This window comes from Xanthomonas sp. CFBP 8151 (genome assembly GCF_011761885.1).
Lineage (GTDB): Bacteria > Pseudomonadota > Gammaproteobacteria > Xanthomonadales > Xanthomonadaceae > Xanthomonas > Xanthomonas arboricola_B.
On record NZ_JAASQZ010000002.1, the window covers coordinates 557,267 to 570,719 of the forward strand.

The window sequence follows — 13,453 nt, forward strand, 5'->3', positions numbered from 1 at the left end:
GGCGACATAGCTGAATGGGCATATCATAAGTGCAGCAAACGTGAAAATGGTGCGAGTGCTTCACCGCCCGTCGGCTTGCCTGGGTCGCGAACAGACAACAAAAAAAGCGCACCCCGTGGAGTGCGCCTGGTGCTCGGATCAGCCGCCTCGCCTCGGCTGGCCCGGCATTTGCTACGGCTGCAATTACATCTTTGCAGCAACGACCTTCAGGCCGGTGGACTTGACGCTCTTGACGCCTTCGATGCCCTTGGCAACTGCCACGGCCTTGTCGTGCTCGGCCTTGGTGGCAACCGTGCCGGTCAGGGTGACGATGCCGTTCTTGGTCTCGACCTTGACGTCGGTACCCGACACGTTGTCGGTGGCCAGCAGGTCGGCCTTCACCTTGGTGGTGATCCAGGTATCGGTCACCGGCTTCTTGGACTCGTTGATGTTGTCGGCAGCGTGATCCTTGTGCGCGGCGTGTTCCTGCGGCGCAGCGAATGCCTGCGAGGCACCCAGCGTCAGACCGAGCGACAGCGACAGGGCCAGCAGCTTGCGTGCATGTGTCATGTTCTTCATTGGATGTACCCTCCTGTGAATGTGGCGGCAGTCTGCAATGGCGCTCGTCGTGCACACGTGACTGCCGGATGCAGGGGCTGTGAACCCGGCGCACACGTGTGCGTGCAATACCATGCAGGCCTCTCCGTCGTTGCGATGAACCGTTTTCAATGCCTAAACCGTTCAATCTGGCCGTCGTCGGCTATGGCTATGTCGGCCGCACCTTCCATGCCCCGCTGATCGCCGGCACCCCGGGCCTGGCCCTGCATAGCGTGGTGTCGTCAAAACCGCAGCAGGTACAGGCGGACTTCCCCGGTGTGGCCGTGCTGGCCGATCTGGAAACGGCACTGGCCGATCCGGCGCTGGACGCGGTGGTGCTGGCCACGCCCAATCAGACCCACGCGCCGTTCGCGTTGCAGGCGCTGGCCGCCGGCAAGCATGTGCTGGTGGACAAGCCCTTCGCGCTGGACGCCGCGCAGGCGCGCGAGCTGGTGGCTGCAGCCGCCGCGGCCGGGCGCATCGTCAGCGTGTTCCAGAACCGGCGCTGGGATGCGGACTTCCTCACCGTGCGCCGGCTGATCGACGAAGGCCAGTTGGGCGAGGTGGTGGAATTGCATTCGCACTTCGACCGCTTCCGGCCGCAGGTGCGCGACCGCTGGCGCGAAAGCGAGGTTCCCGGCGCCGGTCTCTGGTACGACCTGGGGCCGCATCTGCTCGATCAGGCGCTGCAGCTGTTCGGGATGCCGCAGGCGATCGGCGCGGACCTGCAGCGTCAGCGCAACCAGGCGCGCAGCGACGACTATTTCCACGTCACCCTGCGTTACCCGCGGCTGCGCGTGATCCTGCATGCCGGCTCGCTGGTGGCCGACAGTGGCCTGCGCTTTGCCGTGCACGGCACCCGTGGCAGTTACCTCAAGCACGGGCTGGACACCCAGGAAGACCAGCTACGCGCCGGACGCCGCCCCGGTACCGCCGGTTGGGGCGTGGACCCGCTTCCGGGCACGCTGACCCGCGTCGACGACGAAGGCCGCGTGCATACCCATCAACCCGACACCACGCCGGGCGACTACCGGCAGTGCTACGCCGCGTTTCGCGATGCCCTGGCAGGCACCGGACCGGCACCGGTCAGCGGTGCCGACGCGGTGCAGGTGATGGAGCTGCTGGAGCTGGCGCAACGCAGCGCCGCCTCGGGCCAGGTGCAATGGCTGGAGGGAGCGAGCGCGGTTTCACGCGGCTGATGCACGACTGTGCGCCGTGTCGGGCGCCTGACCGGTGTGCGGCATCGGCATGGCATGCTCGCGTCCTGCGGTACCGCGTGCGGGCACTGGATCAACACGCACTGCGGTCAGACGGCGGGTACGCCGGCAGTCGGTGGAAAGACGTTTCACTACGCGCCCGCCATGCAGGCGCGCAGGAGTCGGCGCAACCGCTCAGACGTCCTTGCTGCCGATCGTGGGCGCGGCTTCAGTCGTGGTCTTGACTGCGTGACCACCGAACTGGTTGCGCATTGCGGCCAGCAGCTTGTCGGTGAACGAATCCTTGTCGCGCGAGCGCAGCCGCTCCATCAGCGACAAGGTGATGATCGGTGCCGACACCTCCAGATCGATCGCCTCGGCAACCGTCCAGCGCCCTTCGCCCGAATCGGCCACAAACGGTGCGATACCGGCCATGGTCGGGTTATGCGCCAACGCGTCGGCAGTGAGATCCAGCAGCCACGAACGCACCACGCTGCCATCGCGCCAGATCTCGGCGACCTGGTGCAGATCCAGCGCAAAGTCGGTCTTGTGCTGCATCAAAGCGAAGCCTTCGGCATAGGCCTGCATCATTCCGTACTCGATGCCGTTGTGGACCATCTTGGTGAAGTGGCCGGCGCCGCTCGGGCCGACGCGCCCCCAGCCCTTGTCCGCTGCCGGCGCCAATGTGGCCAGTACCGGATGCAGCGTGGTCACCGCCGCTTCGTCGCCACCCACCATCAGGCTGTAGCCCTCCTGCAGACCCCAGACGCCGCCGCTGGTGCCGCAATCGACAAAGGCAATACCACTGGCATGCAGCAATGCGGCGCGCCGTTGCGAATCCTTGTAATACGAATTGCCGCCATCGATGACGATATCGCCGGCCTGCAACAGCGGCAGCAGCTGCGCCAGGGTGTCGTCGACGATCTTGCCCGCCGGTACCATCAACCACACCACACGCGGGCTCGGCAGCGCGGATACCAGCGAGGCCAGCGCATCGGCAGTGACCACGCCCTTGGCCTGCGCACTGCGACGCGCGCTTTCGCCCGGATCGTAGCCATGCACGCGATGTCCGCCGTGTACCAGGCGCTCGGCCATGTTGGCGCCCATGCGGCCCAAACCCACCATACCCAGTTCCATAATCGCTCCTCGTGATCTGATCAGTGCAGGGTGCCACGCCCGGCGTACGCTGGCGTGGCGGAATTCTCAATGGATCGTTCCGCCGCGGTACCGGCGCCGCACTGTTGCAACTGCCAGTCGATCCAGCGCCAGTACAAGGTGCTGCGCAGATTGTGCAAGGTCAGATCAATGGCATACGGCGTGCGCGGGTTGCGATCGAGCAGGCGTGCCACGTGGTACCCGATCGGCTTGATCCCCTTGGGATGCACGTAGACCAGAAAGCCCTGGTAGAACGGGTCATCCAACAGGCCCTGCAGCGTTTGCAGGCGCACCTGCTGCTGCGGGTCGAGCGTGGCGCGCAGTTGTGCATCGCGCTCGTACAGCAACCGCTCGAAGCGACGCTTGCCCGGCCCGCGCAGTTCCCTGGCCAGCTCCCAGATCTGCCGGTTGAGCGCGTCGTAGTGCGCAAAGCCGCCGTGCTGCGCCAGTGCCTGCGCCGCCGCATCGCTGACGTCCACCACCACGAAGTTTTCGGCCTGATTGTGTATGTCGTCCAGAGACGACTTGTCGAACACATGCGCGATAAACCCCGGCGCACCGACAAATGCCTGGCGCCCCAGCTGGGCGGTCCTGACCGCCTTGCCGTCGGCGAAGAAATCGCCGGCATGCGCACCCAGCAGGATGCTGTCGGTGTCGTGCAGGGTCAAGAACGTGCCGATCGACAACTCGCCCGAAGTGAACACCTGATCGAAGCCCGTATCGCCATACAGTTCGCGCTGCGTGGCCAGCTGGGCCACCTGCCGCCCCACGCCGCATTCGGAGCGCACCTGGCCGCGATAAAACACCTCCAGCGCCTGCGCATTGCTGCCGCGCGGTTGATAGCCACGCCCGAAACTGCGGAAGCCGCTCCAGCCCTGCGCTGCCGCGCCGCGCCAGCCGAACCCGATCCAGCCCAGTTGCAACGCCGAAAACCGATAGCCCGGGTTGTCCTGCAGCTGCGTGGTTGCACGCCGCGTGGCCGCACCGAGTTCGAACGCGTACGCGCATTGGGTGGCGGTATCGTCCAGCAAGGCCTGGAGCGCGGCGCCGCGTTGCTGTGCGTTCCAGCTGGCCGGCAGCGTCAGCTGCAGATCGCCGGCTGCACGCGCCTGCGCAAGCGACCCGCGCGTACAGGGCTCGCCGCGCCGCACCACCGGCGCACGCACCGCAGCGCTGCGAATATCCCAGCCCAGCCGCCGCAGCAGGGCATCGACACAGTCCACAGACGCCTTGCGCGCAGTCTCACTCGGCGTGGCCGCGGCGGCCTGCAACATCTGCACACCGAGCAATGCGGTCGCGCATAGACGCAATGCGGTGCGGGAACGCGGTTTGGGCCGCGCAGATGCGGATGCAGAAGCACGCCGCATTAATCCCGTCCACAGCCGCAGGCGGGGTTTCTGAAACGCACTCATCGATACAAGGTGATGTAGATCGGCAGCAAGGCGCTGCATCCTCAGACGTAGAAAGCCCCGGCAGGACCGGGGCTCGCAAGATTCAGTGCATCGATTTCAGCGGCGTTCGCAGACGCGCGCCACCTGACGATTGCCATTGGCTTGCTGACGGTTGCCTTGAATGGTGCGACCCGCTGCACCACCAGCGACCGCACCGGCCACGGTTGCCAGCTTCTTGCCATTGCCGCCACCAACCTGGTTGCCCAGCAGGCCGCCGATCGCAGCGCCAGCGACTGTACCGCCGATGCGATTGGGATCGGTCGAGTTCTTCTGCACTTCCACATTCCGACAACGCACGCGCGTTCCGTCATTGAATCTGCGGCCTTCGTCTGCTTCGGTGTAGCGCTGCTGATGCGAATAGCTTTGCGCCTGCACGAAGGTGCTGGTCGCCATCAGGCCGATCAGGGACATACCCAACAGGGAATTGCGCATCTTCATCATCGGTCTCCTTCGTTCTCGCCCACTCGGCGAATCATGATTGCACTTTCGCCACTGGATCGAGAACGCGACGTGAAGCGTGCGGCTCGCTATTCAGGCTTTGGAGCGGAGCCTGAACCACCTTCTCACTGCTGTGCGGCAGGTTCGGTCTGCGGCACCTTGGCCGGGGTCGGCGGCGGGTCCTGGGATTCGACCGGCAGGGGCGCCACCGGTGGCTGGGCGACCGGCGCTGCAGCGGGTCGCGGCGCGCTTGCCGGTGTGGCGGGCGAAACCGCCGTCTCACCCCACCGGGCGTCGGCCGCCGGTGCCGGGGGCGTGGCATGCACTTGCGGCGCCTGGGCAGCGTTTGCGGCCGCAGGCACCGCTTCGGTGACCTTGGGCAGATACGAATTCAGACGCTCGAAGAAGCGCTTGTAGAAGGCCGCATCCTGCACCGTGGTGCTGGACACACGCACCAGCGAATCGCCGCTACTGCCGACCGGCAACGACAACGAGCCGAGCACGCCGACTCCGACGCTGGCCGAGGTCGAACTCTTCTTCAGCGCGTAACGGTCCTGCAATGCGCTGACGAACACCTGCGCCTGGCCGCCGTCCTGCGTGGCGCAGGAAATGCGCAAATTGAGTTGCTCGCTCTGCTCGGCTTCCTTGAGCTGGAAGTTCTTGCTGCCTTCCACCGCAGCGGCATCGGCACGCGTCACCGCATAGCCCTGGCTCAACAACACCCGGCGCGCGGCCTCGCAGGCCTGCGGCGAGGTGGAGGCCACACTGCGCGAATAGGTGTCGTCGGAATTGAACGACTCGCGCATCAACATCGTGTCGCCCTTGCTGCCACCGCAGCCAGCCAGGGTTGCCAGTGCACCAAGCAGGGCACCGCGCGCAATCAGGGAAGAACAAGACATGGGGAAATTCCGGCATCCAGAACCGGCACAGAGCATAGCGGCAACCGCTGTGCGCGCGGCGTCGCGTTGCCGATCAGGGCAACGGCGGTTCATCCGCTGGCAATTGCAGGTCCAGCTGCAGGCGGCTGCCGTCTGCACCGATGCGCTCGGCGCGCAGATAGTGGTGCGCACGCACCGCCGCCAGCGTGACCGGCGACCGGCACGGCTCGCCCCACAGGCTCAAGGCGAATCCCTGCGCCTGCAGCCAGACGGTGAGGCGGTCCCAGAGCGGCTGCTCGGCCTGCACGATCAGGTCCAGATCCGCCGGCCCCTCCGGCACCGACGCCGGCGCCTGCAGCCAGCGCGCGTAACTGCCGTGCACCTCCACCGGCAGGCCGTTTGCCCGTAGCGCCTGCAGCAGCTGCGCTGCCTGCTGCAGGTCCAGCCGCGCACGGCAGTGCTGGAATATCAGTGCGTACTCGTGGCTGCGATTGCTGTGCGTGCCAGCAGGCGCCAGCGCTGCACCCGGCCGCTGGTAGCACAGCACCCGCTCCTCGTGCAGGGTGAACAGGCTGGCAAGGATCCGCCCCAGATCCCATGCCTGCGGGATCACCCGCCCGCCGACGACGACGTTTTCCACCATCGCCACCCCGAAGCCACCCGGCCGCAGCCGCTTGCGCAACGCATGCAAGACCGCCCGCATGCCGGACAGGTAGCCGGCGTAATCGGCACTGGCATACAGCTGCCCGGGCAATGCCGCACCGCGCCAGTGGCAACCGAAATACGGCACGTTGGTCAGGCACAGATCGATCGCCGCAGCGGGCGCGGTGTCGACCAGCGTACCGACCACCACCGGCGCCTGCACACCGTGCCGTTGCAGACGCGTGCGTGCCAGTTGCGCACGTGCGGCATCGATTTCCATGCCATGCGCGCCGCGCCCTTCCAGCGTTGCCGCCAGCAGCGTGCTGCCGAATCCACAGAACGGGTCGAACACCTGTGCGCCCGGCACGCTGAAGTGCCGCACGAACGGGCGCATCTGATTGACCCAGCCACAATCGCGCCCGCCCAGCGGATCGGTAGCGCGTAGATCCTCGGGCAGTGCCCAGGACGGGTCGTCCGGCGTCGGCGTCCACCAGCTGCGCTGATCGAGTTCATCCATCGGCCGGCTCCCACAGCACATCGGCATCTGGGTCCCAACCCGCGCACAGACGGCCGTTGGCGAAGAACACCAGCTTGTAGAGGTCGCCGGTGGCGTGGCGTGCGTGCATGGCCGCGTAGTCGGCACTTTCGAACACCACTTCCAGGCCGTCTTCGCTGCGCATGCGCAGATTCCAGAAGTAATAGCCCTCGGTCATGCCGCCTGCTTGCCAACGCGACCACCACGGCTGCTGCATGCAGCTCGCCAACAGGCTTTCCATGCCGATGCGGTGCTGCGCGATGTAACGCCAGGTGCCATTGCTGCGGTACGCATCGTCCAGGCGCGACAACTCGCGGAAGATCACCTGCGTGGCGCCACAGCGGCGGGCCCACGCGATGTACTGCGCCACGCCATCGGCAGTGTCCACGCCACCTCGCTGCACGATGCAGACCAGCCGCACCGGCAGGCGCGCTGCGATGCGTTGCGCCGCCCGCGCGAAAATGGCCGCATCGGCAATGGGTTCGCCGGGACGAAAGCGCATGATCGCGTCGTTGCCGGCCTGCAGCGGATGGTGGCGCGACAGCTCGATCCACGACAAGCCGAAGTCGACCAGGGCATCGAGCAACTGCGCTGCCTGCGCGCGCGCAAAGCCGGCGCCATTGCTGTACAGCACGCGCTGCTCCACGCGTGGGCCGTTGGGCGTCGTCGCCAGGGTCTGCAGCAAGGCCTGCAACCAGTGCGGATCGTCGGTCATTTCCAGGCCGGACAACGAATACGACAACGGCACCTCGTGCAGCAGCTGCAACGCAGCGCGCAACTGCGCAAAGTAGTCCGGTCCCGGCCGCAGCATCGCTGCCGCCAGGCCACCTTGGTGTTGGCGCAGGTTTTCCGAACAGAAGCCGCAGCGTGCCGAACATGGCCGTACCGAGGCATACGGGGTCAGGGTGATCGGCAACGCTGCCCGATACACGCGCTCGCCGATGCGCAGCGCATGCCACCTGCCGCTCTCGCTCTGCTGCGGCACGCGCCGCCGCAAGCTGGGCGCGGCGGCGCGCAACCCGGCCAACAGCGGCGATGCAGACAGCAGTGAATCGTCATCGGAAGCGTGCATGCCCTTGCCCGCGCGGTGAACGTCAGCCACGCGCGGCGTCGGCACGGGCGCGCACCTGCTGCAACGTCCACTCCTGCTGCATGACGCCGTTTTCCCACACCGTCACCAATGCATCTTCACTGTCCGCATGCGTGGCGACTTCGTCCAGCAACGCGCTGCGATAAGTGCCATCGGCACGGTCGCGCAGCAGCGTCAATCGACCGCGCTTGCTCTGCTTGCTCTTGTCGGTGATCGGGTCCTTGTAGACATCGATCCACTGCCCGTCCACGCGCACCGCCGAGCACTTCAGCGCGAACTTCTGGGTGTCGCGGTCCACTTTCTGCAGCAGCGCGCCGCCCATGCCGAAGGCGACGTTGTCGGCGGCGTACCCGGCTGCGGTGATACGCTCGAGAATCGCGCGCAGCGACTGCGGATTGATGCCATCGCCCTGGATCACCCGCACATGGTTGAGCACCTTGTAGCCCTTGCCGTTGCGCTGATGGCCGAACGCCTCGTCCAGCAACAGCAGGCATTGCTCGACCACGTCCACCGGGTCGCCCGAATCCGGGCGGATCACCACCGTCGCACCGGAGGCGATCACCTCCTTGCGCAAGGTGGTGCCCCAATGCTCGCGGATCGCGCGGTAGATGTCGTAGCTGTCCGATACCACCGCCACCAGCGAGCCGGGACGCGCGAACTGCGCCAGCATGTTGCGGTACGCATCGGCCTCGCGCTCGCGGCCCCAGCTGGTGATGGTGCTGTGCTCGGCGGCGGGAATCGAATATCCCGCCACCGGCGTGTGGTAGTGCGCACGCGCCAGCAACAACGCCGACAAGGTATCGGTGCCGAGGAAGTTCACCAGATGCGCGGCACCGCCAAGCGCGGCCGAGCCAAGGCTGGACACCCCACGCGCGCCGAAGTCATGCAGCTTGAACGGCAGCTGCCCTTCCGGATCGTCGCTGGTGCGCTGCAGGTAGTCGCGTACGACCTGCTTGACCTGCCAGCTCACCGTTGCCACCGTCACCGGGTACCACACGCGCAACAGCAGCGTTTCCAGGTACGACGGCACCCAGAACGCCTTGGGATCGGTGGATTCGATCGTCATCAACACATTGTGCGTGGGCACGACCGTGCCTTCGGGCACGGCGCGGATGCGGATCGGCAGCTGCCCGCCGAGACGATCGACGATGTCGCGCCAGCCGGCCTCGTTGAACGGCTCGCCATGCGCGGCCAGCAAGGCCTTCGCATCGTCGATGTCGGCGTGCGTCACCGGCCGGTTGATGGCCTCTTTCAGGATCGACTGCAGGCCGAAGAACACGGTCTGCTCGTAGACGCCACCGCGCGATTCGACATAGAAAAACGCCGCATCGGTGCCGGGTGGATACTGCAGCCAGTGGCTGGCCTTGTAGCTGTCGGTGTTGAGCAGCAGGTTATCGAGGTAATGCATGACGGAAGCTCCTTCGCGTCGGGTGAACCGGCGGTCTGTCCGCCGGCGGGGGCTACGGTTCGAGCCGATCCAAGATTGCGAGTGGCCGTCTTCGGTGGGTGGCGGCACGCAATCGTTGTCGCCCTCAGCCGCGACCCAGGAAGAATTCGAGAATATGCAGATGATCTTCGTACAGGCGCGGCCCCATCGCCATCGCTTCGGCAAGCGGAATCCAGCGCGCCTTGTCGGCATCGTCGCCACCGCGTACGGCAGGCAGTTCACCGGCAGGGAACTCGAAATGAAACGCATGCGTGATGGTGCGCCCACGCTGACTGCGCTCGGGGTGGTCGAACACCTGGCGCCCGCGCAATGAGCCCTTGAGCACCGGCACCGGCACTTTCAGCCGGGTTTCCTCGCGCAGCTCGCGCAGGCAGCCGTCCAGCAGACCTTCGTCCTGACCGACGAAACCGCCTGGCAACGCCCACAGACCCTTGCCCGGCTCGGCACGACGACGCACCAGCAGCACATGGCCCGAGTGCACCACCACCGCATCGGTGGTGACGAAGGTCGGCGGATACGGCGCGTCCTTCCAGGCGGCGCGATATTGCTCGATGAAACGGTACTCGGCCACCAGCTGCGCGTAGCTCGGCGAATTGCGCCGGAACGCTTCCAGCATGTCGTACACCGGCGCCGGCACATTGCCGCGCAGCATCAGCAACCCACCGTGGAAGCCGATCTCGCCGGCCTCGAACAGATAGCGGCGTAATTCGGTGGCCGACAGCGTGGCGGTATGTTGCACATCTTCCAGCGACCACTGCGGAAACTCGCGCAGGTAATAGCTGCTGGCGTCCTTGTCCATGCCGATCAGCCCGATGCGTGCATCGAGCGTGCCGCCATCGGCCTGCACGGCCTCGGCGACCTGGCGCTGTACCTCGGCAATCCACAGGCTTTCGTTGTACAGATGGTCGCGCAACGGGCGCAGGATCAGCCGCTGGCTCTCGCCCGGCAATGCAGACTCGATCATCACCGCGCGTTCGGCGACGGTCCACGGATTGCGAATGGTACGGGGCGTGTCGGCAGAGCCGATCAATACAATGAGCTTGTCCGCCATGCCCAGCGCGTGGCGGGCGACGGCGGCGTGGCCGTTATGAAAGGGCTCGAAACGCCCGATAAACACCAGATATTCGTACTGCGGTGCCATGAGAATCCCTCACGGTTGAGTAGGCAGCCATCGGTCTATCCGGTGGCGTGGTGCAAATGCTACGCCGATGCGCGACGACGTCAAGCGTGGGCAGTGTGGCGATGACATGTCGGTCATGCATGCCGATTAGACTCGCCGATTGGTCCTCGAGGAATCCGCCTGCATGCCACGCCTGTCCGTTCGCGCTATCTCACGTTCCCTGGTCGCGGCACTCGCGCTGCTGTGCATCGCTTTGCCTGCGTTGGCTGCACCTGCACCCGCACCCTTGCGGGTGATGTCGTTCAATGTGCGCGTGCCGGTGGATACCGATGGCGACAAGCGCTGGAGCGTGCGCCGCACGGCGATGGTGGCATTGATCGAACAAGCGCACCCGGACGTCTTCGGGACGCAGGAGTTGGTGCAGGAACAGGCGCAGTATCTGGCTGCGCAACTGCCTGATTACCGCTGGTTTGGCAAGGGCCGCCGCGGCGGCGACAGCGGCAACGACGAGCACATGGGCGTGTTCTACGACGGCCGCGCGTTGTCGGTGGTGGAATCGGGCGATTTCTGGCTGTCGGAAACGCCACAGGTCCCCGGCAGCAGCAGCTGGAATACCGACCTGCCGCGCATGGTGACCTGGGCCCTGTTCGAGCGCCGTAGCGACAAACGCCGCTTCTATCTGCTCAACACGCACTTCGCCCACCGCGACCAGGACGAGGCGGCCCGCGAGCACAGCGCGCGCCTGATCCTGTCGCGCATCGCGACGCTGCCGGCCGACATTCCGGTGGTGCTGACCGGCGACTTCAACAGCGATCCTGACCAAGGCACCTACCGCGTCCTCACCGCCACGCTTGGCGATGCACGCGCCCGCGCACCCGAGCCGCAAGGCCCGGAAAAAACCTTCCAGGACTTCACCACGCAACCGACCCGACGCATCGACTGGATCCTGTTCCGCGGCCTGGCACCGACACGCTTTTCCACGCTGGATAATCGCCCCGGCGGCGTATTGCCGTCCGATCACTATCCGGTGCTGGCCGAATTCGCCTGGCCGCGTTGAGCGCGCCGACGACGCGGCACTCTCACCAAGCCGGCCTGTCTGACGCTACGCAGGCGGTCAGTCGCGTTGCAGCCAATCCACCAGTGCTTGCAGCATGGTCGACGCAGGCTCGTGACGCAGCACGATCGAAAGTTGCCGAGGTGCCCAGGCTTCGTCCAATGGCACCATGACCAGCTGATCGCGCACGCATGAGCACTGCACTGCAGCGTGCGGAAGAATCGCCACGCCCATGCCTTGCGCAAGCATGCGGCACAACACGTCGATGCCTTGTACCTTTGCACGCGTGCGCAACTGCACGCCGGCGCGGTTCATTTGCACGCGCAGATGCCGTTGCAAGGCGCTGTCGCCGGCCAGCCCCAGCGTGTCCATTCCCGCAAGCTCGCTCAACCGCAGCGTCGCGGCGCCGGCCAGTGGATGCGTTGCAGCCATCACCAGCACCAGCCGATCCTCACGGAACGGCAGCACCTGCAGCCCACCGACATCGGCATGGCCTGCGACCACGGCGATGTCGGCGCGTTCCTCGCGCACCGCATCGGCAGCGTCGTCGCTGCCCTGCTCGGTCAACGCCAGATCCAGCTGCGGATGTGCGATGAGAAAATCCGCCAACCGTTCGGGCAGCCATGCCGACAGTGCCGCGGTATTGGCCGCCAGCCGCAGCGTCACCTGCCCACCGCCACCGTAGCCACTGAGTTCCAGCTGCAACGCCTCGGTCTGCCGCTGCAATTGCCGTGCGTGCCGCAGCAACACGCCACCGGCCGGGGTCAGGCTGACCCCGCGTCGCCCGCGTTCCAGAAGTGCGGCGCCCACCTGCGACTCCAGCGCACGAATCCGCGCGCTGGCAGCCGCCAACGACAACGCCGCGCGTTGCGCACCGGCAGTGATGCTGCCCGCCTCGACCACCGCGATGAACAATCGTAAATCGACAAACTCCAGATGCATGGCCGCTCCACAAGCACGCGTACGTCAATCATGGTGCATTGGCCGTCCACCAGACGGGCCGGCCGGGCAATGGATCTCTCCACGCTCCCATGTCCCAGCCTTCGGCTCAACCGAAGCCTGCATCAAACAATCACGCATTGTCTGGCGCGGGGCCAGCCCGGATCCTTGGCGGCATGCAGACATTGCACACCCACTGGTATCTGATCGCGGGCATTTTTTTGGTGGCTGGCTGGGTCAAGGGCGTGGCCGGGATGGGCTTGCCGACCGTTGCCATGGGGCTGCTCGGTCTGTGGCTGACGCCCGCCGAGGCAGCGACGTTACTGGCGCTGCCCTCGCTGGTAACGAACGTGCAGCAAGCCTGGGGGCCGGATACCCGAATCCTGTTGCGACGTCTGTGGCCATTGCTGGCAACCGTGACGCTCGGCACCTGGCTCAGCGCAGGGGTGATGGCAGGCGCCGATCCCACCCTGGTCCGCGCCGGATTGGGCGCACTGCTGGGACTGTATGCCTTGCTTGGGCTGGCTCGCCGACACTGGACTATGCAGGCGCGCCATGAACCGTGGGCAGGGCCACTGGCCGGACTGGCCACCGGTCTGTTGAGTGGCGCCACCGGCGTGTTCGTGTTGCCATCACTGCCCTACCTCACCGCACTGCAACTCCCGCGCGATCTGCTGATCCGGTCTTTGGGCTGGTGTTTCGGCGTTGCGACGCTGGCGCTGGCCAGTGCCCTGGCGTGGCACGGTGCGCTACCCGGCGCGGCGATCGCCCCGTCGTTGTGGGCGCTGTTGCCCACCGCCATCGGCATGTGGCTAGGTGCCTGGGTGCGCAATCGCATTTCCGCCGAGGCGTTCCGGCGCTTTTTTTTCATCACCTTGCTGGTGCTCGGCCTGCAAGGCGTCTGGCAGGCACTGGCGTAAAGCCACGTTGGG

At 66.1% G+C, this 13,453-nt stretch carries 13 protein-coding genes; 3 read left to right on the forward strand and 10 right to left on the reverse strand.

The features are described from left to right. Positions 1-183: 183 nt before the first annotated feature. The gene (locus tag FHT08_RS10345; protein WP_166775033.1) at positions 184-558 is read right to left on the reverse strand and encodes a BON domain-containing protein; all 375 of its coding nucleotides are present in this window, start codon (positions 556-558) and stop codon (positions 184-186) included. Between the two features lie 149 nt (positions 559-707). Between FHT08_RS10345 and FHT08_RS10350 the strand changes: the two genes are divergently transcribed. Next, positions 708-1,775: an oxidoreductase gene (locus FHT08_RS10350; RefSeq protein WP_166775034.1), complete on the forward strand. Its 1,068-nt coding sequence runs from the start codon at positions 708-710 to the stop codon at positions 1,773-1,775. Positions 1,776-1,967: 192 nt separating this feature from the next. Here FHT08_RS10350 and gnd read toward each other — a convergent pair whose 3' ends face one another. The 8 genes from gnd to FHT08_RS10390 form a co-directional block, all read right to left on the reverse strand. Then, a complete protein-coding gene (gene gnd / locus FHT08_RS10355; RefSeq protein WP_104538575.1) occupies positions 1,968-2,909 on the reverse strand; it encodes a phosphogluconate dehydrogenase (NAD(+)-dependent, decarboxylating) in 942 nt (313 codons plus the stop codon). Between the two features lie 20 nt (positions 2,910-2,929). Then, positions 2,930-4,201, reverse strand: coding sequence for a hypothetical protein (locus FHT08_RS10360; RefSeq protein ID WP_243849004.1), 1,272 nt, complete (start codon positions 4,199-4,201; stop codon positions 2,930-2,932). A 234-nt stretch (positions 4,202-4,435) separates the two neighbouring features. Beyond that, complete coding sequence (locus FHT08_RS10365) at positions 4,436-4,816, reverse strand: glycine zipper 2TM domain-containing protein (protein ID WP_104538576.1); 381 nt, start codon at positions 4,814-4,816, stop codon at positions 4,436-4,438. Positions 4,817-4,941: 125 nt separating this feature from the next. Continuing rightward, the gene (locus tag FHT08_RS10370) at positions 4,942-5,715 is read right to left on the reverse strand and encodes a DUF2242 domain-containing protein (protein WP_166775036.1); all 774 of its coding nucleotides are present in this window, start codon (positions 5,713-5,715) and stop codon (positions 4,942-4,944) included. 73 nt (positions 5,716-5,788) lie between these two features. Further along, complete coding sequence (locus FHT08_RS10375; RefSeq protein ID WP_166775037.1) at positions 5,789-6,853, reverse strand: DNA methyltransferase; 1,065 nt, start codon at positions 6,851-6,853, stop codon at positions 5,789-5,791. Continuing rightward, positions 6,846-7,943, reverse strand: coding sequence for a hypothetical protein (locus FHT08_RS10380; protein WP_166775038.1), 1,098 nt, complete (start codon positions 7,941-7,943; stop codon positions 6,846-6,848). The genes FHT08_RS10375 and FHT08_RS10380 overlap by 8 nt, the downstream gene beginning before the upstream one ends. Before the next feature lie 22 nt (positions 7,944-7,965). Then, positions 7,966-9,369, reverse strand: coding sequence for a nicotinate phosphoribosyltransferase (locus tag FHT08_RS10385; protein WP_166775039.1), 1,404 nt, complete (start codon positions 9,367-9,369; stop codon positions 7,966-7,968). A gap of 124 nt (positions 9,370-9,493) precedes the next feature. Then, positions 9,494-10,549 (reverse strand): bifunctional nicotinamide-nucleotide adenylyltransferase/Nudix hydroxylase, encoded by a 1,056-nt coding sequence (locus FHT08_RS10390; protein ID WP_166775040.1) that lies wholly within the window; start codon positions 10,547-10,549, stop codon positions 9,494-9,496. 163 nt (positions 10,550-10,712) lie between these two features. On the opposite strand from FHT08_RS10390, the gene FHT08_RS10395 reads away from it, so the two are divergent. Beyond that, positions 10,713-11,585 carry an endonuclease/exonuclease/phosphatase family protein gene (locus tag FHT08_RS10395; RefSeq protein WP_104538581.1) on the forward strand — a complete coding sequence of 291 codons (873 nt, stop codon included), beginning with the start codon at positions 10,713-10,715 and terminating at the stop codon, positions 11,583-11,585. A 57-nt stretch (positions 11,586-11,642) separates the two neighbouring features. On the opposite strand, the gene FHT08_RS10400 is transcribed toward FHT08_RS10395, so the two are convergent. Beyond that, positions 11,643-12,524: a LysR substrate-binding domain-containing protein gene (locus tag FHT08_RS10400; protein WP_166775041.1), complete on the reverse strand. Its 882-nt coding sequence runs from the start codon at positions 12,522-12,524 to the stop codon at positions 11,643-11,645. A 173-nt stretch (positions 12,525-12,697) separates the two neighbouring features. On the opposite strand from FHT08_RS10400, the gene FHT08_RS10405 reads away from it, so the two are divergent. Further along, positions 12,698-13,441, forward strand: coding sequence for a sulfite exporter TauE/SafE family protein (locus tag FHT08_RS10405; protein WP_053054252.1), 744 nt, complete (start codon positions 12,698-12,700; stop codon positions 13,439-13,441). Positions 13,442-13,453 lie beyond the last annotated feature (12 nt).